Genomic DNA, 21,627 nt, shown 5'->3' with positions numbered 1-21,627 from the left:
TTGAATTCAAGCTGTCTGCGCCGCAAATTGGCTGCATCTCCAATCCTTATGGATCTGTTTCCCATGTTTACCCGTATCGGGCTGTTTCTTCTGACCAACGTTGCTGTGCTGATCCTGGCCAGCGTCGTCATGTCCATCCTGGGCGTGAACTCCTCGCAGATGAGCGGCTTGCTGGTCATGGCGGCCATCTTTGGCTTCGGTGGCTCGATCATCTCGCTGCTGCTGTCCAAGTTCATGGCCAAGCGCGGCACGGGCGCCGTCGTCATTACCGAGCCGCGCAACCAGACCGAGCGCTGGTTGCTGGACACCGTGGCCCGCCAGGCCAAGGCGGCTGGCATTGGCATGCCAGAAGTTGCGGTGTACGACGCGCCTGAGATCAATGCCTTTGCTACCGGCGCCAACCGCAACAATGCGCTGGTGGCGGTCTCCACCGGTCTGCTGCACAACATGAGCGAGGACGAGGCCGAGGCGGTGCTGGGCCACGAAATCGCCCACGTTGCCAACGGCGACATGATCACCATGGCGCTGCTGCAGGGTGTGTTGAATACCTTCGTGATTGTGCTGGCGCGTGTGGTCGGCGGCATCATCGACAGCGCACTGTCGGGCAACCGCGAAGGCGGCGGCCGTGGCTTTGCGTACTACATCATCGTGTTTGTGCTGGAGATGGTGTTCGGCCTGTTCGCGACGATGATCGCGATGTGGTTCTCGCGTCACCGTGAGTTCCGTGCCGACCAGGGTGGTGCCTCGCTGGCTGGCCGGCAGAAGATGATCGCAGCATTGGAGCGCCTGAAGCTCAATCACGGCCAGAGCACCTTGCCGACCCAGATCGCTGCTTTTGGCATTGCCGGTTCCGCTGCCAAGAAGCTGTTCCTGAGTCATCCGCCGCTGGAAGAGCGCATTGCCGCGCTGCGTTCCTCAACGGTGGCCTGAGTCGGGCTTGCTTACGGTTGGCGCTGAAGTCAGCGCAATCCGCAATTGATTGAACACAACGCCCCGCAAGGGGCGTTGTCTGTTTTGGTGTTGATGGCGCAGCTGCGTCCTTGCAGTTGACTGCGGACGGAGGCAGCAGTTCTGTGATTTGCCGTCTGTAGAATCCAGACTCCGGGCTTCTACCCCCATGGCTTTATGTCTAGGCTGTAGGCATGGCCGAACAGCGGGGAGTGGATCGTGCAGGATGCGCACTATTGGGTGATGGAGTTCTGGAATGGGCTGAGCGTGCTGGATCTGCTTGTCGGCTCGGTGCTTGGAGCGGTTCTGGGGCTGGCGTTGGGGGTGGCCGCGTGGATTGCATTGGCGCGCGGCGGCGGTCTCGCGCGACGGAGGCGCTGGCATCACTGGCTGATTGCCAGCTATGTGGTGGTTCTGCCGCTGTTGTTTGCCTTTGTCGGGCTGCAGTTGGGCTTGGTCGCAGGCGGGCAGCGCGCCTTGTACAAGCAGGTCGATCATTTTCAGCCGCATCTGCAGGCTGCAACCGAGCATTGGCTGGTTGATTTCGAGAACTCGCTGGACACGCCGGAGCTGGAGGCGATGCTGCGGGACGATGTCTCCGCGCACGATGCTGCGCGCATCGCGGTGGAGTCCTACCTGAGCAAGCATCGGTTGGCGGATATCAGCATGCTCAATGGCGAGAGTTTGCCTCAACGTTGGGGGCGCAAAGGCATCGAGCACCTGCGCAGCGAGGTGATGTTGCAGTGGGTGGAGGACAGCCTGGTCGAGGAGGTCGGGGGCCGCGGTGGGCTGGATGAATCCGTGTTCCGCGAGGTGCTGGGCATGCGCATGAGCGAGTTGCTGCATACCAAAGGGGTCATCCGCCTGCTGAAGGCGCAGATCAGTTCGATGATGCCAGGCATCTATTTCGGATTGTTGCTGCCGCTGCTGATCGTTATGGCGCTGGTGTTGCTGGAAATCTGGTTGGCTGCCCGCCATGGCTGGGGCCGGTAGCTAGCGCCCGGGGCCGCGAATGTTCCTGGAAGGGTAGGTGACCGACAGGTTGGGCTGGTCGCAGCTTGTCTGGGGGAGCGAGCTCAGCCGTGAATCGGGTAAGGCAGATTTCGGGCGTTGTGAGGGTTTTTTTTGATGTGCCCCACGTAAACGCTCAGCGACCAAGTACCCATATGCGGCGATGCAAAGGGTGGCGTGATTGTGAAAGCCAAGCCAACCGCGTCCTTCGTAGTGGTCCAGTCCGAACTCCCGCTTCAAGTCCTGATAGTCGCATTCAATTCGCCAGCGGGCCTTGACTGTGGTTACCAAATCCTTGCACAGGGTGCTTGCCGGCAGGTTGGACAGGAAGTATCTGGTTGGCTTGATCTCGTCTTTGGGCCATTCAATCAAGAGCCACTCCTCCTGGCGCAAACGATCACCCTGTGCTGCGCGTACACGCAGGGCGGCGAAGCGTCCCGACAACGTCGTGTTGCTACCTTCCCGTCATGACACCGTCTTGAAGGCGCGCCAAGTCAACGACAACGCAAGAGCCTCCACAGACTGCGGCTGACGATCAGCTGTGCGGCGATGGCGAACCGGAGGACGGCCTTGACCCTTCCACAGCGTTGGTGGTTCGGGCGTCAGCCCCGGTGGCCAGACCTTCACGCTCGAGACGATGCCTACCGCATAGTCCAAATCCAACCCAATCAGTCCATCGCGCCAAGCCGTATTGCTGCCATAGGCTGCATCGGCCAAGACCGTGCCACGCCCAACTCCAGCAGCATTCGCTGCATGTATCTGCGCCAGCGCAATCTCCGGCTTGGTGGCGAATTGGACCTCCTTGGGAACCCCTGCCTTTTCCAGGCGCGTTGCATCACAAGCCCAGGCCTCAGGCAGATACAGTCCAAAGGCAATTGGAACGCTTGCCGCAGGCGTCGCCAATGACAGGCTCACCGCTACCTGGCAGCTGTCTTGCTTGCCGATCTCGCCGCAGTACTGGCGGGCTACACCTACCGAATGTTGTCCTTTCTTCCGAAAACCGGTGTCGTCAACGACCCAGTACACCTCGTTCTTCAGATCCAGCCGCGCCCCAACATGCTGGCGAACTTGCTCCAACACTGCCGTATCGGACCACTCCGAAATCCGCTGCAATAGCCTCGTAAGCCCGTCGCACGATCAGCGTGACCGAGTGTTGCCGATAGTCCATCCAAATATGCAGAGAAACGAGTCTCGTTGTTAACTGTAGGCATGACGATCCCTGCGCTTGGAAAACTACGTGGAGAGTAGCCCATTTATTACACGGTAGGACTAGCCGGGTATCCACGAAACACGGGCTTGATCAAAACAAATCGGACCCAAAAATGCGCATGAAGAGTGCCCTCGAAATCATATGTTAGGAGTACTTTCTAGGAGCCATATTGGATACTTTCGCAACCTAAATTATCGTTCGGTGTGCGCTGACCTGGTCGCAGTTTCTCAGGATTTGGTGGACTGCCTTTAACGCATTCCGTTGCGTACAAGCGTGTTCATGGTCAATGGGATTGATTCGCTGTCCAGAGTCATGGTGAAAAGGGGCGAGGATGCGTTCCAGCTTGTTTCGAAACGAAGTTCTTTCTGCACGTCAAGCCGAGTGGCTGGGCTCGATTCGCGCTCAGGCGCCACGTCCAGGCTGGCTCTTTTTCGGGTTTGCCCTGTCTGCGATGGCATCCGTTCTGGCATTGCTCGTCTGCGGTCATTACACCCGCCATGAGCAGGTTGGCGGTGTTCTGGTACCCAGCGGCGGTCTGTTAACAATTATGCCTGTTGATGCCGGTGTGGTTGAGCGAGTGCTGGTGAAGGAGGGCGATAGAGTGCGAGCTGGCCAGTCGCTTGTGGAAATATCGGGAGAACAAGGTAGCGCGGCTCTAGGCGATACGCACGCCGCCATCGAGATGCAGTTGCAGCTTAAACGTGATCGGCTGAAAGCGGATCTTGTCGAGCAACAGAGTCTTGCTCAGCTACGACAGATGGATCTGTTCGCTCGACGCGCAGCATTAAAATCGCAGATAGAACAGCTAGATGGACAAATTGCTATCCAGATCCAACGGGCCAGTGGCGCCAGGGCCCTCTACACGGAATGGTCAAAATATGTCGCTAGCGGCGTCATCAGCAAATTTCAGGTGCTGCAACAGAATGACGTTGCGCTGCAGAATGAGGCACAGGTCATGCAGTTGCAGGCGCAACACTTTCAGTTGAAGCAGCAGGCTGAAGAACTGCGGGGCATGCTTTCCCAACTACCTGCTAGTAGCGCCGTTAGCAAGAATGATACAGATCGGCAAATGGCCGAAGTAGCTCAATCGTTAGCCGAGAATGCTGTGCGACGGGAGGCAGTGTTGCGTGCAACTGCAGATGGCACTGTGGTCACAGTGCTGGTGCATCCTGGTCAGGCGGTTACATCGCAGCAGTCTGTTTTGACCGTTCTTCCCAACACATCCACGCTTATAGCTGAGCTTTGGGTGCCTCCAGAATCCATCGGATTCGTTCGGAAGGGTGAGGCTGTTGTGATTCGCTATCAAGCGTATCCATATCAGAAATTCGGCCAATACAGAGGCTATGTGAGCGAGGTTTCGCGGAGCGCCGTCTCTGCAGCGGAAATCAGTCGCCTGATAGGGCAGGACAGCAAGGAGCCGCGGTTCCGAGTTCGCGTGGCCTTAGACAGCCAGCACGTACTGGTTTACGAACAGAACGAACCTCTGAAGCCAGGGATGACACTGGATGCCGACATCCTGCTGGATCGCCGCCGCCTGATCGAATGGGTGCTTGAGCCGCTTTCGGGATTTGCCGCGCGCATGCGAGGCCGGGCCGTGGCGGATAGGGGGCATGGAGATGGCTGACGGCAGTGGCTCCCACTTTTCCTGGGGCCATCGACGGCAGTTGTCGCTGGTTCTGCAAACCGAAGCGGCTGAATGCGCCTTGGCCTGTTTGGCTATGGTCGCCCGTTATCATGGATACGACACGGATCTCCCGAGTCTGCGGCGCAGGTTCAGCACCTCGCTGAAAGGTACGAATCTGGTGAATCTGGTCAATATAGCTCATGCGCTTGGATTTGAAGCACGCCCCCTACGCGCAGAGCTGAACTATCTGATTGACGCACAGATGCCTTGCATTCTGCATTGGGACCTGAGTCACTTCGTGGTTCTGCATCGTATGACCCGCAAAGGTGCAGATATCTACGATCCCGCACATGGGCGTTATTGCATGCCTCATGTGGAGCTCAGCAAGCATTTTACCGGAGTGCTCTTGGAGTTGGTGCCTGGAGTGGACTTTGTGCCCGTTGAAGAACGGCAGCGAATATCACTACAGGCTCTCGCTGGAAAGATAGTGGGCCTCGGGCGTACGCTCACTCAGGTCATGGGTTTGGCGCTGGTGATTGAAGTGCTGGCTCTGCTATTGCCGTTTCAAATGCAGTGGGTGGTCGATCAGGTTCTATTGTCGTCCGACAAGAACTTGCTGCTGGTAGTCACGCTTGCATTCCTGATTGTGACTGTCCTGCAGATGGGCCTCACCCTAGCCCGAGCATGGATCATCAGCTGGCTGGGGGCCACGTTGAATGCCCAGTGGACCACCAACCTGTTCAGTCATCTGCTGAACCTACCACTGGACTACTTCGGGAAACGGCACATGGGTGATGTGGTGTCACGCTTCAATTCAGTGCAGACAATTCAGAACACGTTGACGGGTAGCTTCGTCGAGGCGGCACTGGATGGTCTTATGGGTAGCTTAGCGTTGATCATTCTTTTCTACTACAGTGTGCCGCTGACGCTTTGGATTATTGTGGTTTTTGCAGCTTATGCTCTTACGCGCTGGGCGTTTTATCGAAAGCTCTGGATGATCAACGAAGAACAGTTGGTTTACGGAGCCAAACAGCAAACGGAACTGATGGAATCCGTGCGCGGCGTTCAGGCGATCAAGCTGGCGAACAAACAAAGTGAACGTCGGGCCCGCCTGGCAAACGCCACTTTTGAATCGGCTCATCGCACCATGCGGACTCAGCGTATCGCTCTGGCATTTGGAGCTATCAATCAGGGGCTGTTTGGGATCCAACGCGTTGTATTGATCGCGCTTGGTGCCTACTTAGCCATGAATGACGCATTTTCTGTTGGAATGCTGGTCGCGTTCGTAGCTTATGCCGATCAGTTCTCAAGCAAAATTGGCGGTTTGGTCGATAAGATTGTTGACTTCAGGATGCTGCACCTGCATGCCGAGCGCATCGCAGACATTGCGCTCACCGAGCCTGAGCCCCATGCACAGGGAACGTACAGCGGCGATGAAGCTGCATCGAGTGTCAGGTTGAAGAATCTCGGCTTTCGCTATGCCGAAAGTGAACCTTGGATATTCCGGAATTTGAGCTTGACTGTCGAAGAAGGAGAGTCGATAGCAATCGTAGGGAGTAGTGGTTGCGGCAAGAGCACGCTCGCCAAGATCATGTTGGGTCTCCTCAGTCCGCAAGAAGGACAGGTGGAGATTGGCGGGATGACGATCGCCACTTTGGGTCAAGCGCGCTATCGATCCATGTTTGCGGCGGTAATGCAGGATGATCAGTTGTTCACAGGAAGCATTGGAGACAACATAGCTTTCTTTGATCCGCAGGCGGGGCTACCGGACATTCAACGGGCCGCGCAATCAGCTGCCATCCACCAGGAAATCGTCGCCATGCCAATGGGCTACGAAACAATGGTTGGAGATATGGGCTCAACTCTTTCAGGCGGACAGAAGCAGCGCGTGCTACTAGCCAGAGCGCTTTATCGTAACCCAAGGATTCTGGTGTTGGATGAAGCAACCAGTCATCTGGATGCAGGCAACGAATTTGCGGCGAATGAGACCATCCGAAAAATGAGGATCACTCGAATCGTCATCGCGCATCGAAAGGAAACCATCGATCAAGCGGATCGGGTTTTTGACCTCTCCAGCTGTTCTGGATCAGCTTGAGATAATGAGGAACGGCGGCCGCTGCCAGTGCAGCGAGTAGCTCGTGATGGCCTGGGACGGATGATCCATGTGGGGCTCAAGCGCGGGAGAACTCAACGCTATGGATAATTGATGTTGTCTTGAGCTTCGCTCAATGTCTGTTTCCTGTTCATATCAAGCGGGCATTGAGCGGCGCTTATGGCGCTGCTGAACGGAGTGAGGCCGGTGAGATCGGTCTCATTTTACAATCCAAAGGAGAGTATTGTGAAAAATACTGATGTGAATCCGGTTATGCACAAGTTCGCCAGAGAGATTGAACTGGAAGAGATGGCCCTGGTTTCTGGTGGGGATACCGTGGGGTCTTCAGGTCCCAAGCAACACGCTGCTTTCATTGAGACGCTTAATGAAACCGGCAGTGGTCCGGATACGGTGAACGGAAAGCCCGGGACCGGCTGGACCGAGACTTACGGGTGATGATTCATTGTTGATGCGAAGAAGCACTGCCGGCTGTTTGGAGGTAAAAAATCCAGATGGCCGGCTCTAAGTAAATGCTCGGGATGGAACATTTCCATCGAATTTCATGTTGGCGTAATTCTGTGTGAATGAAGAAGTGGGCGCAATTTCAATTGTTCATGACGGTTTGGTGGCGGTGCCCAGTCATGTGCTTGCCTTGGGTTTGGTTGTGGGAGAAATGGCTTGGAAAAGCGCGATTGCTTAATAATTTCCGCTGAGTCGGATTACCATGCGTGCGCGGTGAGGTATGCCGTTCGTGCTGCCGGAGGAGTATGTGAAATTTTGGATACGACAAAGCTGATACATCAGGCGTTGCCAAGCGCACACATCTCTATTTCCAGTGGGGGTTTGGTTGTTGGCGGAGTTGTGCCAGCTTTTGGGCGTAAGTCTATCTGGGTGCGGAGGATGTTTCGAGTCAAGGATTTGGATGGACTTTCTCCTGTCTATACGAAATACGTTTACAACGAGGCGACGGAGTTTGAAAGCAATATTGTCAAGGGGTTGGAGTCCAAGGCGGAAACCATGTGGGTAAACAGGGTGTCGAGCGTCAACGTCGCAGAACTCAAATCCCATCAGCTCTCCGTTGCTTTGCAGTGTGGCCTGAACGTGCCGGCTACGCTGATCGCGGCGGATCCAGGGCTGATAAGGGAGTTCTGTGGAAGGCTTGGCACTGTGGTCATAAAGCCATTTAGTCCGCACAGTTGGCTGAGTAGGGAGGGTAATAAAAAATGGATGGCGTTCGCAAATAAAATTACGCTTCGAGATATTGAATCATGCGATGATGCTGAGCTACGTGCTGCGCCTTGCATATACCAAGAGTACGTTCAGACCGTTGCAGATATCAGAGTTGGCGTGATCGGAGAGGAGGTTTTTGCGCTTGAAATGCGGCACGGTGTTCCGGGGAAAATAGATTTCAGGACTATGGAAGACGGGGAGCTTTTCTATCGGCGGTGCGAGGTTCCACGCGACATTGTTCGTGGGCTCCAGGAGCTTATGCAAAGGCTCGACGTGACCATAGCCAGTGCGGATTTTATACTGGACGATACTGGGCAATGGAATTTCATAGAGCTCAACCCATCCGGTGCTTTTTTGTTTCTTGAGGATAGGTGCCCGGACATCGGGATACTTTCAGCGACAGCTTCTTTCTTGAGCTACGGCTTCGTCAAGAGGGACTGTGAGAGGGAGTTTCCTTGCTTGGCTTCCTTTGTCGGGTCTCCGGAATATGAAAGCTGGATGTTGGAGAAGGCGCGGTTCGACAATCTGTGCAAGGATAGAGGGAGCGTTACTTTCTTGGATGAGGTCGGGAGATGAAAGTCTACTTGAGCATGGGGCAGGAAGTATTTTTTCTTATTCTTGTTCTTCTTTTTCCAATGAGACTGCAAGCAAGCGGATATTCTGAGTATGAAAATTACAGGATATGGCAGCTGCGAGTTGCCGCGGCGGAATATGCTTCGCTGAGGGCGCAAGAACTGTGCGAATGGTCCCCTGGCTCATCGATTGTTTATGCAGATCAGTTCTTGTTGAGTAAAAACGTGAGTAATGATGGGTTGCTTATGAATATCATGGCAATGCTCAGATTGGATCAAAATGCAAGGGCCATTTCCGACGCGCGAGGGGATAGAGACCACATATCTTCTAGTAAGGCTCAGGAAGTGGACGCCGAGAATTTAGTGCGGCTAAAGAGCATTTTTGCAAGGTACGGATTTCCGACCATCGAACAAGTGGGCGAAAGTGGTGTCGATGCGATGATGCTGATGGTCGCTCACGCAGATGCCGACTTGGAGTTCCAGAGATCTGTTCTCTTGAACATGGAAGAAGAGGTGGAAAAGGGGGTGTTGCCTGCTGTTTACCCTGCGGCGCTGAAAGCCATACGACCACGGATAAGTCATGGAGAGACGGCTCGGGCCGGTGTTCGGGACACTAAATTGCCTGATGCGAATGCGGATTCGTCGGGTCCCATCAACGAGAAAGTGCGCAGCAGCCCTCGCCAGTGCTATCACCATAGGCGGAGTGACATCATTGACTCGTACATTCGTAGCCGATACGTCCTGGCACCAGAGGTCGTCTCGTTGGGGGTCGGGGCGAGTCGAATGCCCGGTAACGCAGCTACAGCGCGGGATAGCCAAATGACGGTTCGTCCTTGATCATCGCCTTGATCGGCTCTACGAGCTCGGCGTTGACCTTAGCCTGCGCTTTGGCCGGCTCGCAGCACGTTGTAGCTGGCAGGGGCGACAGTTTTTTCGACGCGGATTTTCAGCATGTCTTGCCGTAGGCGATGACTGTCAACCTTGTGCGGGTATGCTGGTGTGTACTTCAACGTGCGAAAGAGCGATTCGGAGTACGGGTTGTTGTTGCTCACGCTCGGTCGACTGAAGGACGGCAGGATGCCAAGATTTTGCAACGTAGCGAGCATGGTGGCTCCCTTCATAGGACTGCCATTGTCTGCATGTAGCCCCAGCGCATCACGTACAACGCGTTCGCGTCGGCTCGCTTTGGTGATCAGCTGCGCGGCGTGGCTGGCCAGTTCATCATGGTGCACTTCCCAGCCAACAATCTTACGGCTGTAAATGTCGAGCACCATATACAGCCGGTAGAACGCACCTTTGATCGCGGCCGTAAGATAGGTGATGTCCCAAGACCACACTTGGTTGGGAGCACGCGCGATCAGGGCCTTGGGTTTTGCTACTTCCGGGCGCTTTGTGTACGTCCGCGTCGAGCCGCTTGGCCGCGCTCGCGCAGCGCCCGGTACATGCTGGAGTCGGAGGCAATGTAGATTCCCTGATTGGCCGGACGCGGCACAATCTGCGCGGGCGGCAGTCTCTGGTGCTCCGGCCGGTTGCATGTTTCGACTATCGTTTCCTTTTCAGCATTATCCAATGCATGCGGGCTGTGCTTGACCGCGCCCTTGCGCGCATCAATCAGACTCTCCGTACCGCGTCAGCGGCGCAGCGTCCTGCTCACTATTCCCGCCACCGCACAAGCTTCATCGCCCCGCGCGCCGCAGATGATAGCTTCATCAATCAACGTCACGGCCATCTGTTTGGCCGACTCGGAAATCAAACGTCCTCGTCGGCACCCTAGATGGCCCGGACTTTTTTTGAAAGGGTCAGCAGGGCTGCCGCCTCCGCCAACGCCCGCTCCTAGCGAAGATGCTCCTTCTCAAGATGCCGCATCCGCTTGCGCAACACCGTTGCCTCGGCACGGGAAGTGGACGTATCGGCCGTGAACATGGACTCGCCGCAGTCCAGCTTCCAGGCATCGAGTTGCTCCAGGTATATCCCTTTCTCACGACACCAGGCCGCACGCTAATGCTGAAGCGCAGATCGGCTCAGTAATGTTGGATTTCTACTTTGGCCTGCTGTTGCCGCTGCTTATCGCGCTGGCGCTGGTGCTGCTGTAGATCTGGTTGGCCGCCGGCTATGGCTGGGTCATCAGCCGGTGCCCGGGACGGTGGTTGTCTTTGCTATGGCCCTTGGCTGGCTTGCCGCTCGCCGGCGCAGGCCGGCTCTGGGGGGCCGGCGTCAGCCGCGAAGCTGGCGGCCGCTCAAGCTGCTGCAGCCGGTGTCATCTGACGAAGTCTTTGATTCGCGGCTGACGCTGTAAAAAAAATCCGATGCCAAAGGTTTGGCATCGGATTCCGGGTGACTCGGTGTTTATGTTAACGACATTGCCCGCAAGGGTGTCGTTGGCAGCTCGATCAGTACGTTGAATCAGAACTTCGGATCGAACTCGGCGGCGTAGCCGGTGTTGACGAGGACCTTCTGCAGGGCTTCGCACACCTTGATGTTGCCAGCCACGACCTGCTGGGTCTCCGGGCCGCGCGAATCCATGCGGTCCAGCGGGGCGCCGCGGTAGTTGCAGACCTTGCCGCCGGCTTCGCGGACCAGCAGCACGCCGGCAGCGATGTCCCATGCCTTCACGCCGGCTTCGAAGTAGGCGTCGGCGCGGCCGCAGGCCACGTAGGCCAGGTCCAGCGCAGCGGAGCCGGTGCGGCGCACGTCTTCAGCCTGCACCAGCAGGGTGTCGACGGTCTTGAGCTGGCTGCTGGCACGGCTGCGTTCGCGCGGGGCGAAGCCGGTGTGGATCATTGTGCCTTCCAGGTCCTTGCGGTCAGACACGCGCAGGCGACGGTCGTTGAGCACGGCGCCATTGCCCTTGGAGGCGGTAAACAGTTCGTTGCGTAGCGGGTCGAAGATCACCGCATCGATCGGCTCGCCGTTTTCAACCAGGGCGATGGAGACGCAGTAGTGCGGGAAGCCGCGCAGGTAGTTGCTGGTGCCATCCAGCGGGTCGATCACCCACATCATGCGGTTGACGCCCTGGAGGCCGCCTTCTTCGGCATAGATGCCGTATTCCGGATAGGCGCGCTTGAGTTCCTTGACGATTACTTTCTCAGCGTCGGCATCGACTTCGCTGGCGTAATCCATCCGACCCTTCTGTACCACGTTGAGGGCTTCAAGCTTGTTGATGTTGCGGAGCAGGACGTTGCCGGCGAGGCGAGCGGCCTTGACCATGACGGTTACGGCGGGTTTCTGCATGGCTAAAGGCTCCCGTGAGGGCAGAGATCGGATTGGCGGGGGAAAAGAGCAGGTCCGGCGCACAGGCCGGCCGCGCAGTTTACCATCTACAGCTGTCTCGCTCCTGATTTTTTAACGCCATGTCTGTTTCCGCTCATATTCGATTCGTCCTTGTTGGCACTCAGCACCCCGGCAACATCGGCGCGGCGGCCCGTGCGATGAAGACCATGGGGCTGGCACGGCTGGTGCTGGTGGCCCCGGAAAAGCCCTTGGACGAGGACGCCTTCCGGCGCTCGGCCGGCGCCGAGGACGTGCTCGGCGACGCGCCGGTACTCGCCACCCTCGCTGAAGCCGTTGCCGATTGCCGCCTGGTATTGGGCTGCACCGCGCGCTCGCGGCGGGTTCAGCTGGAAGAACTGCTGCCGGAAACTGCCGGCCAGCGCGCCGTGGCCAAGGCCGGCGAGCCGGCCGAAGTAGCCTTTGTGTTCGGTCGCGAGCGCACCGGCTTGACCAATGAAGAACTGCAGCTCTGCCATGCCGCGGTGCATATCCCGTCCGATCCCGAATTCAGCTCGCTGAACCTGGCCGCTGCCGTGCAGGTCCTGGCCTACGAAGTGCGCATGGCGGCGTTGGAATCGCAGCCCGGCGCGGCAGTGCCGGTGTCGGTTGAGGCTGGTCAGGACGAAGCGCCGGCCAGCCACGCCCAGTTGGAAGGGATGTTCGGCCAGTTGGGCGACACCTTGGACCAGATCGACTTCCACAAGGGCCGTGCGCCGGAATCGGCCATGCGCAAGCTGCGGCGCCTGTTCATGAAGGCCGAGTTGTCCGAGCAGGAGGTTCGGCTGATGCGCGGCATTTTGTCCGATGCCCAGCGTATGGCCCGCCTGGCCTCGGCGGGCAAAGGCTGAGGCCGGCGTCACGCTTTGCTAAAAGCGGTACTCTGTGGGGATGGATTAGGGGGTGTCGTTTTGGGTGTCTTGCGATGGCTTTGGGGAGCCGCACTGACACTGGCTGCACTGCAGCCCGTAGCGGTGGGGGCGGTTGATCGTTCGGTGTTGGTCTTGGGGCGGATCAGTGATGATCCGAAGTCGCATTACGACCAGCTCAAGCCACTACTGGACTATGTGGTGCCGCGCATGCGCGACGTCGGGATCGTCGAAGGACGCATCCTGATGGCCAAGGACGCGCAGCAGATGGGCAGCTATCTACGGCGTGGTCGGGTGGATTGGGTCACCGAAACTTCCGGCACGGCGATGGCGTTGGGCCAGCGGGCGGGCGCCAAGCCCTTGCTGCTGACCGAGCGCAATGGCGTGGGCACGTATCACAGCGTGTTCTTCGTGCGCCGTGACAGCCCGGTCACCACGCTGGAGGGTTTGCGCGGACGCACACTGGCAATGCAGAGCGTGCTGTCTACCAGTGCCTATCTGGTGCCGGCCATGGAGTTGCTCGACCACAACGTGCGGCCTGAAATCCTGCTCGACCCGCGTGACACACCGGTCGAGGACTCGGTGGGCTATGTGTTTGTGCGATCCGAATTGAACATCTCCACTTATGTGCACAAGCGCGTGGTGGATGCCGGGGTGATCAGCAGCATCGACTGGAGCGACAACCAGGCCATGCCGCCAGCCTTCCGCCAGGACATGCGGGTGCTGTACCGCAGCGAGCCGATCCCGCGTGCGGTGGAAATGGTGCGCGCGGACCTGGACCCGGCGGTGCGTGACCGGCTGCAACAGGTACTGCTGCAGGCCAGTAGCGACCCGGTGGCCGGGCCGGCGCTGGCCAAGTTTTTTGGCACTACAGGCTTCCACCCGGTTGACCCGGACAACCTGCGCGCGCTGGAGCGTCTGCGTCGCGGCCTGGCCCGGATCCGGATGGAGGTGGAATGAGCAAGCCACGGTTTGGATTGCAGGCCCGTTTCCTGGCCGCCAGTGCAGTGGTGCTGCTGGTGGTGGTGGCTATCGTCGGGCTGATGCTGGTGCGTCAGGCGGCCGCCCAGCGCGAGGCCTTGCGCAACAGCGGCGAGGTGCTCAGTCAGGTGTTCGACCAGGGCGTGCGCGAGCGCGGCGCGGCCTTGGCCAATGCCTTGGCCGATACGCTGGTAAATCCGCTGTACTACTCCGATCTGGCCGCTATCGGTGCGGCAGTGCGTAATACCGCGCGGCAGAAATCGGTCAGCTACGTGCTGGTGTATGACCCGGACGGACGGCTGATCCACGATGGTTCGTTCGACGTGGCCGGTTATGGCCAGCCGATGAATGATCCGCTGGCCAAGGCGGCGGTGCGTTCGCTCAAGCCGCTGGTGCAGGAATCGCCATCGATACTGGAAGTGGATGTGCCGCTGGCGATTGGTGACCAACCGCTGGGCGGGCTGCGCGTAGGCATGAATCTGGCGCCGGTGCGAGCCCAGGAGGCCCGGTCCATGCAGGCGCTGGAGCAGCGCATGCAGGAGACCCAGCGGCGGGAGCTGGGCTGGGCTTTGGGCCTGATGCTGCTGTTGCTCGGTTTCGTCTGCGTGATGGCGTTCTACGTGCAGTACACGCTGGTGCGGCCGATCCGCTGGTTGGGCGTGGCGGCGCAGCGTATCGAGCGCGGCGATTACCTGATCGAGGCGCAGGCGACCCGCCGCGGTGATGAGGTCGGTGAGTTGCTGCGTACCTTCGACCGGATGAGCCAGAGCATCGCCAGGCATGATCGTGACGTGCGGCAGATGGCCTATACCGATGCACTCACCGGTTTGACCAATCGGCTCGCTTTCCGTGAAGCCTTGGACCACCGGTTGCTGCGTGCGCAGGCGGCTGGGCGCGGATTGGCGCTGTTGTTCATCGATATTGACGAGTTCAAGCGCGTCAATGACACGCTGGGGCATGAGGCCGGTGACGACGCCTTGCTGCAGTTTGCGCAGCACATTTCGGTGGCGGTTGAGCAGATCGGCGGCGACGATGCCTTGCTCGCCCGGTTTGGCGGTGACGAGTTCGTTATCCTGATCAGCCAGGGCCAAAGCAGTGCCGCCGAGATCGCCAAGCGGCTGGCAGAGCGGCTGGTGATCGATCTGGGCAAGCCGCTGCAGGTGCAGCAGCGCGAGATCTTCCTTGGCAGCTCGATTGGTATCACCTTGTTCCCGGAGGACGCGGTGGATGCCACCGCCTTGCTGAAGAACGGCGATATCGCCATGTATCAGGCCAAATTGGCCGGCAAGAACTGCTTCCGTTACTACAGCCTGGCCATGGATCATGCGGTGGAGCGGCGTCTGCATCTGGAGCAGGAGCTGCGCGGTGCCTGGGAGCGCAACGAGCTGCGTCTGGTCTACCAGCCCATCTTCCGTACCCGTGACCGCATGTTGTGTGGCGTGGAAGTGCTGCTGCGCTGGGATCACCCGGCGCTGGGTGCGATCCCACCGTCGGTGTTCATCGACGTTGCCGAACAGAGTGGCCTGATCCAGATGATCGGCCCCAAGGTGCTGCGCGCTGCCTGTGAGCAGGCCCAGCGGTGGCCGCGTAATTCGTTGGGCGAGGAGCTGTTCATTTCGGTCAACGTTTCACCCAAGCAGCTACGCAATGGCGACCTGCTGCAGGAGGTGGAAAGCAGTCTGCTCGGTTCCGGGTTGGCTGCGTCACGCCTGCATCTGGAGCTGACCGAGACCGCGGTTATCGGCGATGAGATGTTGGCTGTGTCGTTGCTGGAGAAGCTTCATCGTGCTGGGGTGAAGGTGTGGCTGGACGATTTCGGCACCGGCTTCTCCGGGCTCAGTCACCTGCGCCAGGTGCCGGTGGACGGGGTCAAGATTGACCGCAGCTTTGTTGCCGATATGGAGCGCGATCCTGATGATCTGGCACTGACCACGGCGATCATCGCCATGGCCCATGCGCTGGGCATCACCGTGGTGGCCGAGGGTGTTGAGCAGGAGGCGCAGTTCGAACTGCTCAGCCAGCGCGGCTGTGATCTGGTCCAGGGTTACTGGCTGGGGCGGCCTCTGGAAGCGGCTGGGCTGGTAAGCTTGCTGGAACGCGGCGCGATGGCGGCGGTGCGCTGATCTGGCCGATTGGCTTGGCCGCCTTGGCGCAGCCGCTCCAGCTTAGAGCGGCCGCTTGCTGGTATCGCCGGCGATCTCGCGTACGAGTTTTGGCACTAGATAACCGGACAGCCGGGCCATCAGCCCGGCGTGCAGGGCCAGCGCCTGCTCGTCGCTGACCTCGAAATGGGCCGCGCCCTGCACCTTGTCCAGCTGGTACAGGTAATACGGCATCACGCCAGCGGCAAAGCTGCGCTCGCTCAATGCTGCGAGTGCGTCCAGCCCGTCATTGACGCCGCGTAGCAGCACCGCCTGATTGAGCAGTTGCGCGCCGGTAGCGCGGATGCGTGCCAAAGCAGCATCCACTTGGGCGTCGAATTCATTGGCGTGGTTGGCATGCAGCACGAAGGCTACCGGCCAGGGCAGGCTGGCCAACCATTGCACCAGGCCATCGTCCACACGCTCGGGCAAGACCACCGGCAGACGGCTGTGGATGCGCAGGCGCTTGATATGCGGGATCGCCGCCAATGCATCGGTGAGCTCGGCCAGCTTGGAGGTGTTCAGCGATAGCGGGTCGCCACCGGACAGGATGACCTCGTCGATGTCCGGGTCGGCCGCGATCGCCGCCACGGCCTCCTGCCAGCCACCCTTGGCGGCGTTCTCGCCGGCGTAGTCAAAATGGCGGCGGAAGCAGTAACGGCAGTTGATGGCGCAGCTGCCGGTGGTTACCAGCAGGGCACGGCCGCGGTACTTCTGGATTACCCCGGTGGCTTTCTTGGCCGCGCCGTCGCCAACCGCGTCGAAGCTGAATCCGGGCACGACCTGCATCTCGTCGGTGATCGGCAAGACCTGCCGCAACAAGGGATCGGCAGGGTCGCCATGGCGCATACGCGCTACGAAACCGCGCGGCACCCGCAGTGCGAACTGCGCCAGCGCATCGGCCGAAACGCCCACCGCTTCAGCATCCAGTCCCAGTACTGCCAGCAGCTCGGCCGGGTCGCGGATGGCTTGGCGCCAGTGCGCCTGCCAGCGGTCGTCGGGCAGGGTCAGGATTGCTTTTTCTGGAGTGAGGGAGGGGGCTGCGGTTATCATTGGCGGTCAGAAAAACAGATGGCCCACCAGATGGCGGGCGTTCCATTCTAATCCGGCCGCCCGCAACACGCGGCGGTTTTGCCAATTCAGGAGTTTCAGCATGGCCAGTTACGGCATGAACGACGTAAAGAACGGGATGAAAATCCTGGTCAACAACGCCCCGGCAGTCATCATCGACACCGAGTACGTCAAGCCGGGCAAGGGCCAGTCCTTCACCCGCGTGAAGTACCGCCTGATCAAGGACGGCCGCACCCAGGAAGTCACCATGAAGTCGACCGACACGCTGGAAGCAGCTGATGTAGTCGATACCGACATGAACTACATGTACAGCGACGGCGAGTACTGGCACTTCATGGACCCGGAATCCTTCGAGCAGGTGCAGGCTGACAAGGCTGGCATGAACGGCGCCGAAAAGTGGCTGAAGGGCGAAGAGTCCTGTGTGGTGACCCTGTGGAACGGCGTGCCGATCGACGTGACCCCGCCGAACTTCGTCGAACTGAAGATCGTCGAGACGGATCCGGGCGTGCGCGGTGACACCTCGGGCGGCGGCGGCAAGCCGGCCACCTTGGAATCCGGCGCTGTGGTCCGCGTTCCGCTGTTCGTCAACCAGGATGAAATCATCCGCGTTGACACCCGTTCGGGTGAATACTCCGCACGCGTCAAGTGACGTAATGGCGCGGTTGCGCAAGCGCAACCGCCTTTGCCATTACGTCATCCCCGCGCAGGCGGGGATCGCTCTGGCTCTGGCATTTGCCTTGGCTCCGGCACTTGCCTTAGCCCGTCATCCCCGCGCAGGCGGGGATCGCTCTGGCTCCGGCACTTGCCTTGGCACGTCATCCTCGCGAAAGCGGGGGAAGGCGGCGCAGGTAACATTGGGCTTCGGGCGACCTTTGGGAAGCTCGAAGCCTTTTTCGCATCCGGCCTTGGCTGGGTGAATACAGCAACAGATCCAGAGGTGAACCGGCGTGAGTGATATCCAACCCCAGCAGTGCGATCTATTGATCGAAGCCGGTTACGTAGTGCCGGTAGAGCCGCATGCGGTGGTGCTTGAAGACCACGCGGTGGCGATCGATGACGGCGTGATCGTGGCAGTGCTGCCGCGTGCCGAGGCCCGCTCGCGTTTCAGCGCAAAGCAGGTCGTTTCGCGCCCGGAAGCGGCGCTGATCCCCGGCCTGGTCAACGCCCATACCCATAATCCGATGACGCTGCTGCGCGGCATCGCCGATGACCTGCCGCTGATGACCTGGCTGCGCGAGCACATCTGGCCGGTGGAAGCGGCGGTGATCGGGCCGGAGTTCGTTGCCGATGGCACCACCCTGGCCATCGCCGAGATGCTGCGCGGCGGCACCACCTGCGCCAACGAGAACTATTTCTTCGCCGACGTGCAGGCCGCCGTGTACAAGAAGCATGGCTTCCGCGCGCTGGTCGGCTCGGTGATCATCGACTTCCCCAGTGCCTGGGCCAAGACCGATGACGAATACTTTGCCCGCGCCACCGAGCTGCACGACACCTGGCGCGGCGACGCGCTGATCGGCACCGCGTTCGCGCCGCATGCGCCGTATACGGTGAACGACGCCAACTTCGAACGGGTGCGGATGCTGTCCGACCAGCTCGACAGCCGGGTGCACCTGCACACGCATGAGACCGCGCAGGAAATCACCGATTCCATCGCTCTGCACGGGCAGCGCCCGCTGGCCCGACTGGATCGACTGGGTCTGGTCAACGAGCGTCTGATCGCAGTGCACATGACCCAGCTCACCGAGGCTGAAATCCACCTGTGTGCCGAGCGCGGCGTCAGCGTGGTGCATTGCCCGGAGTCGAACCTCAAGCTGGCCTCGGGCTTCTGCCCGGCCTGCGCGCTGGTCAAGGCCGGCGTCAATCTGGCGATCGGCACCGACGGCTGCGCCAGCAACAACGACCTGGATATGTTCAGCGAGAACCGCACCGCGGCCATCCTCGCCAAGGCCGTGGCCAACGACGCCACCGCGCTTGATGCTGCAACGACCTTGCGTGCATCGACGCTGGGCGGCGCCCGCGCGCTGGGCTTCGGCGACCGCATCGGCTCGATCGAAGTCGGCAAGCAGGCCGATCTGGCCTGCGTGGACCTGTCGGCGCTGGAAACCCAGCCGCTGCACCATGTGTTGTCGCAGCTGGTCTATGCCGCTGGCCGCCACCAAGTCAGCGACGTGTGGATTGCCGGCAAGCCCAAGCTGGTCGAGCGTCAGCTGGTCGACATGGACATTGCCGCAATCACTGCCAATGCGCGCCAGTGGCGCGACCGCATCCGTACCATCCGCGCCTGACCGCGCAATCGGCCGCCGCGTGCGGCCGCAAGAGGAAACCGATATGAGTGCAGCTTCCACCTCCACCAATTTCGATCAGGCAGAACTGGACAAGTTCGCCGCGCTCGCCACTCGCTGGTGGGACGCCGATGGCCCGCAGAAGCCGCTGCATGCGCTCAATCCGGTGCGACTGAAGTACGTGGCCGACCGCGCATCCCTGCGCGGCGCCAAGGTGCTGGACATCGGCTGCGGCGGCGGTCTGCTCAGTGAAGCGCTGGCGAAAGAAGGCGCGCAGGTGACTGCCATCGATCTGGCCCCGGAACTGGTCAAGGTTGCGCGTCTGCACGGTCTGGAATCCGGCGTAAGCGTCGATTACCGGGTGCAGGCTGCCGAAGATCTGGCCGCTGAACAGCCGGGCAGCTTCGATGTGGTGACCTGCATGGAAATGCTGGAGCACGTGCCGGACCCGGGCGCGATCATCGCCGCCTGCCATCGTCTACTGCGTCCGGGTGGCAAGCTGTTCCTGTCCACCATCAACCGCACTCCTGCGGCCTTCGCAGTGGCCATTGTCGGCGCCGAGTACATTGCCCGGCTGCTGCCCAAGGGCACCCACCACTACCAGGAATTCATCAAGCCGGCCGAGCTGGGTGCATGGCTGCGTGCGGCTGATCTGTCCTTGCAGGACGTCAGCGGCATGGCCTACGAGCCGTGGCGCAACCGCGCCCGCCTGAGCAGTCGCACCGACATCAACTACCTGGCCTACGCGGTCAAGCCGGAACAGGCATGAGTGCCGATTCCTTCCCGGCAGCCGTGCTGTTCGATCTGGACGGCACCTTGCTGGACAGCGCACCGGACTTCGTCGTCACCGCTAACCGCATGCTGCAGGCACGCGGCATGGACGAGGTGACGCTGGAGCAGCTGCGCCCAGCAGTCTCCAAGGGTTCGCGGGCGATGCTGGCGGTTGCCTTTCCATTGATGGGCGAGGCCGAGCGGCATGCGCTGATTCCCGAGTTTCTGGAGATCTACGAAGCACTGATCGGCCAGTACGCGACGCTGTTCGATGGTATCGAAACCATGTTGCAGGCGCTGGAGCAGAACGGCACCACCTGGGGCATCGTCACCAACAAGCCGGAGTATCTGGCACGCCTGATCCTGCCGCAGCTGGGCTGGGAACAGCGCTGTGCGGTGCTGATCGGCGGTGACACCCTGGCCGAGCGCAAGCCGCACCCGCTACCGCTGCAGGTGGCTGCGCAGCAGATCAAGACCGCCGCCAGTGCCTGCGTCTACGTGGGTGATGACGAGCGCGACATCATTGCTGCACGCGCGGCCGGGATGCCGTCGGTGGCGGTGTTGTGGGGCTACCGTCTGCACGGCGATGACCCGCAGGCCTGGCAGGCCGACAGCATCTGTGAGTTACCGCAACAACTTTGGCAGCCCGCCGCATGGCCAGCTACCCAACCGGCTTCGGCCTGATCCAACAACGAGGTTTGATGTGAGCAGTGCGCTGGACAGCTTCCTGGACAAGTGGCGTGAGCGTTGGCCTGAATGGGCCTTTGTGGAGCGCTTTGTCGACGAGGCCGATCGTGAGCGCAGCGTGGCATGGTTCGCGCTGCTGCAGGAATTCGACGACATCTTGAACGCCAGTGGCGACACCACGCCGCAGGACGCCAAGCTGGCGTGGTGGGGCGAGGAACTGCGCAGTTGGGAAGTGCAGCGCTCGCGGCATCCTTTGGGACGCCTGCTGGAGCCGGTACGTGCGCCGTGGGCGCAGTTGGCCGATGCCCTGCCGGGCTTGATCGACGCGCGTGATCGCGTGGCCGATGGGGTGCAGGCACGCAAGGTGTTGGCGCAGTATGCGGCTGCCGCGGCGGCGGTGGAGGCAGCGATGTTCAACAGCAAGCCGTCGCCGGCTGCTGCCGAGGCGCTGACCACACAGATGCTGGCGTTGCGCGTGCAGGAAAATGCTGCGTCGGTGCCGCAGGCCTTCAGTAATGAAATGGAATGGGACAAGGCCCTGCAGGCGGCTTGGCCGTCGCGCGTTTCCGGCCCACGTCCACGTCGTGTCTATGCTGTGCTGGCGCGTGGGCGCCAGCGGGCGCGTATCCGTGGTGGTGAGTACCAGCCCAGCCCGGCGGGTCTGCTGTGGCGTAGCTGGTGGGCTGCGCGGGGCTGAGGCGGTAGGGCGGAGTTTGCAGGAGTCGCTCCCTTCTCCCGTTTACGGGAGAAGAGCCTGTCCCCGCGAAGGCGGGGATGCCCGAAGGGCGGATGAGGGCAGGTTTGCGTTGTTGACTTATCAGCTTCGCGGCTCACGCCGCTCCCACACGTATTGTTGGGAATGCGCCTGTAG

The 21,627-nt window shown here is 60.2% G+C and carries 18 protein-coding genes and 1 pseudogene; 15 read left to right on the top strand and 4 right to left on the bottom strand.

From position 1 onward, the window contains the following. Positions 1 to 63: 63 nt before the first annotated feature. Entirely contained in the window at positions 64 to 930 is an 867-nt protein-coding gene (gene htpX / locus ACVOLZ_RS07045; RefSeq protein ID WP_481515558.1) for a protease HtpX, read from the top strand. A gap of 237 nt (positions 931 to 1,167) precedes the next feature. Beyond that, positions 1,168 to 1,941, top strand: a complete 774-nt coding sequence (locus ACVOLZ_RS07040; RefSeq protein ID WP_481515557.1) for a hypothetical protein — start codon at positions 1,168 to 1,170, stop codon at positions 1,939 to 1,941. Here ACVOLZ_RS07040 and ACVOLZ_RS07035 read toward each other — a convergent pair. Further along, positions 1,942 to 3,170, bottom strand: a pseudogene (locus ACVOLZ_RS07035) (IS701 family transposase). It lies immediately after the preceding gene. Between the two features lie 330 nt (positions 3,171 to 3,500). Between ACVOLZ_RS07035 and ACVOLZ_RS07030 the strand changes: the two are divergent. The 5 genes from ACVOLZ_RS07030 (at position 3,501) to ACVOLZ_RS07010 (ending at position 9,524) form a co-directional block, all read left to right on the top strand. Next, complete coding sequence (locus tag ACVOLZ_RS07030) at positions 3,501 to 4,793, top strand: beta-barrel domain-containing protein (protein WP_481515556.1); 1,293 nt, start codon at positions 3,501 to 3,503, stop codon at positions 4,791 to 4,793. Further along, the gene (locus ACVOLZ_RS07025; RefSeq protein WP_481515555.1) at positions 4,780 to 6,888 is read left to right on the top strand and encodes a peptidase domain-containing ABC transporter; all 2,109 of its coding nucleotides are present in this window, start codon (positions 4,780 to 4,782) and stop codon (positions 6,886 to 6,888) included. The genes ACVOLZ_RS07030 and ACVOLZ_RS07025 overlap by 14 nt, the downstream gene beginning before the upstream one ends. A gap of 243 nt (positions 6,889 to 7,131) precedes the next feature. After that, on the top strand, positions 7,132 to 7,341 hold the full coding sequence (locus tag ACVOLZ_RS07020; protein WP_481515554.1) for a hypothetical protein: 210 nt from the start codon (positions 7,132 to 7,134) through the stop codon (positions 7,339 to 7,341). A 321-nt stretch (positions 7,342 to 7,662) separates the two neighbouring features. Then, positions 7,663 to 8,691 (top strand): ATP-grasp domain-containing protein, encoded by a 1,029-nt coding sequence (locus ACVOLZ_RS07015; protein ID WP_481515553.1) that lies wholly within the window; start codon positions 7,663 to 7,665, stop codon positions 8,689 to 8,691. Then, a complete protein-coding gene (locus ACVOLZ_RS07010; RefSeq protein ID WP_481515552.1) occupies positions 8,688 to 9,524 on the top strand; it encodes a DUF6624 domain-containing protein in 837 nt (278 codons plus the stop codon). Before ACVOLZ_RS07015 ends, ACVOLZ_RS07010 begins: the two co-directional genes overlap by 4 nt. A 38-nt stretch (positions 9,525 to 9,562) precedes the next feature. On the opposite strand, the gene ACVOLZ_RS07005 is transcribed toward ACVOLZ_RS07010, so the two are convergent. Next, positions 9,563 to 10,222 (bottom strand): transposase, encoded by a 660-nt coding sequence (locus ACVOLZ_RS07005; RefSeq protein WP_481515551.1) that lies wholly within the window; start codon positions 10,220 to 10,222, stop codon positions 9,563 to 9,565. Positions 10,223 to 11,090: 868 nt separating this feature from the next. Beyond that, entirely contained in the window at positions 11,091 to 11,918 is an 828-nt protein-coding gene (locus tag ACVOLZ_RS07000; protein ID WP_481515550.1) for an inositol monophosphatase family protein, read from the bottom strand. A 119-nt stretch (positions 11,919 to 12,037) separates the two neighbouring features. Between ACVOLZ_RS07000 and ACVOLZ_RS06995 the strand changes: the two genes are divergently transcribed. From ACVOLZ_RS06995 to ACVOLZ_RS06985, 3 genes are read left to right on the top strand one after another with little or no spacing between them, the layout of a single operon-like run. Continuing rightward, positions 12,038 to 12,805: an RNA methyltransferase gene (locus ACVOLZ_RS06995; protein WP_481515549.1), complete on the top strand. Its 768-nt coding sequence runs from the start codon at positions 12,038 to 12,040 to the stop codon at positions 12,803 to 12,805. Between the two features lie 60 nt (positions 12,806 to 12,865). Beyond that, entirely contained in the window at positions 12,866 to 13,783 is a 918-nt protein-coding gene (locus ACVOLZ_RS06990) for a phosphate/phosphite/phosphonate ABC transporter substrate-binding protein (RefSeq protein ID WP_481515548.1), read from the top strand. After that, on the top strand, positions 13,780 to 15,927 hold the full coding sequence (locus ACVOLZ_RS06985; protein ID WP_481515547.1) for a putative bifunctional diguanylate cyclase/phosphodiesterase: 2,148 nt from the start codon (positions 13,780 to 13,782) through the stop codon (positions 15,925 to 15,927). Before ACVOLZ_RS06990 ends, ACVOLZ_RS06985 begins: the two co-directional genes overlap by 4 nt. 42 nt (positions 15,928 to 15,969) lie before the next feature. On the opposite strand, the gene epmB is transcribed toward ACVOLZ_RS06985, so the two are convergent. After that, entirely contained in the window at positions 15,970 to 16,998 is a 1,029-nt protein-coding gene (gene epmB / locus ACVOLZ_RS06980; protein WP_481515546.1) for an EF-P beta-lysylation protein EpmB, read from the bottom strand. 100 nt (positions 16,999 to 17,098) lie between these two features. On the opposite strand from epmB, the gene efp reads away from it, so the two are divergent. From efp to ACVOLZ_RS06955, 5 genes are all read left to right on the top strand, one after another. Then, positions 17,099 to 17,665, top strand: coding sequence for an elongation factor P (gene efp, locus ACVOLZ_RS06975; RefSeq protein ID WP_481515545.1), 567 nt, complete (start codon positions 17,099 to 17,101; stop codon positions 17,663 to 17,665). 298 nt (positions 17,666 to 17,963) lie between these two features. Next, entirely contained in the window at positions 17,964 to 19,301 is a 1,338-nt protein-coding gene (locus ACVOLZ_RS06970; protein WP_481515544.1) for a TRZ/ATZ family hydrolase, read from the top strand. Positions 19,302 to 19,344: 43 nt separating this feature from the next. Continuing rightward, the gene (gene ubiG / locus ACVOLZ_RS06965; protein WP_481515543.1) at positions 19,345 to 20,067 is read left to right on the top strand and encodes a bifunctional 2-polyprenyl-6-hydroxyphenol methylase/3-demethylubiquinol 3-O-methyltransferase UbiG; all 723 of its coding nucleotides are present in this window, start codon (positions 19,345 to 19,347) and stop codon (positions 20,065 to 20,067) included. Further along, entirely contained in the window at positions 20,064 to 20,753 is a 690-nt protein-coding gene (locus ACVOLZ_RS06960; protein WP_481515542.1) for a phosphoglycolate phosphatase, read from the top strand. The genes ubiG and ACVOLZ_RS06960 overlap by 4 nt, the downstream gene beginning before the upstream one ends. A 19-nt stretch (positions 20,754 to 20,772) precedes the next feature. Next, complete coding sequence (locus ACVOLZ_RS06955) at positions 20,773 to 21,453, top strand: phytoene/squalene synthase family protein (RefSeq protein ID WP_481515541.1); 681 nt, start codon at positions 20,773 to 20,775, stop codon at positions 21,451 to 21,453. The last annotated feature ends 174 nt before the right edge of the window (positions 21,454 to 21,627 follow it).

The organism is Stenotrophomonas sp. STEN020, from assembly GCF_056760195.1.
The sequence above is the reverse complement of the archived record's forward strand: the minus strand, read 5'-3'. Positions and strand labels throughout refer to the sequence as shown.

What these genes read in the sequence shown, in the direction of transcription:
- efp (WP_481515545.1), top strand. Translation starts at nt 17,099, where the DNA reads ATGGCCAGTTACGGCATGAACGACGTAAAGAACGGGATGAAAATCCTG.
- ACVOLZ_RS06995 (WP_481515549.1), top strand. Translation starts at nt 12,038, where the DNA reads ATGTCTGTTTCCGCTCATATTCGATTCGTCCTTGTTGGCACTCAGCAC.
- epmB (WP_481515546.1), bottom strand. Translation starts at nt 16,998, where the DNA reads ATGATAACCGCAGCCCCCTCCCTCACTCCAGAAAAAGCAATCCTGACC.
- ACVOLZ_RS07005 (WP_481515551.1), bottom strand. Translation starts at nt 10,222, where the DNA reads ATGCAACCGGCCGGAGCACCAGAGACTGCCGCCCGCGCAGATTGTGCC.
- ACVOLZ_RS07025 (WP_481515555.1), top strand. Translation starts at nt 4,780, where the DNA reads ATGGAGATGGCTGACGGCAGTGGCTCCCACTTTTCCTGGGGCCATCGA.
- ACVOLZ_RS07030 (WP_481515556.1), top strand. Translation starts at nt 3,501, where the DNA reads ATGCGTTCCAGCTTGTTTCGAAACGAAGTTCTTTCTGCACGTCAAGCC.
- ACVOLZ_RS07000 (WP_481515550.1), bottom strand. Translation starts at nt 11,918, where the DNA reads ATGCAGAAACCCGCCGTAACCGTCATGGTCAAGGCCGCTCGCCTCGCC.
- ACVOLZ_RS06985 (WP_481515547.1), top strand. Translation starts at nt 13,780, where the DNA reads ATGAGCAAGCCACGGTTTGGATTGCAGGCCCGTTTCCTGGCCGCCAGT.
- ubiG (WP_481515543.1), top strand. Translation starts at nt 19,345, where the DNA reads ATGAGTGCAGCTTCCACCTCCACCAATTTCGATCAGGCAGAACTGGAC.
- ACVOLZ_RS06960 (WP_481515542.1), top strand. Translation starts at nt 20,064, where the DNA reads ATGAGTGCCGATTCCTTCCCGGCAGCCGTGCTGTTCGATCTGGACGGC.
- htpX (WP_481515558.1), top strand. Translation starts at nt 64, where the DNA reads ATGTTTACCCGTATCGGGCTGTTTCTTCTGACCAACGTTGCTGTGCTG.
- ACVOLZ_RS07010 (WP_481515552.1), top strand. Translation starts at nt 8,688, where the DNA reads ATGAAAGTCTACTTGAGCATGGGGCAGGAAGTATTTTTTCTTATTCTT.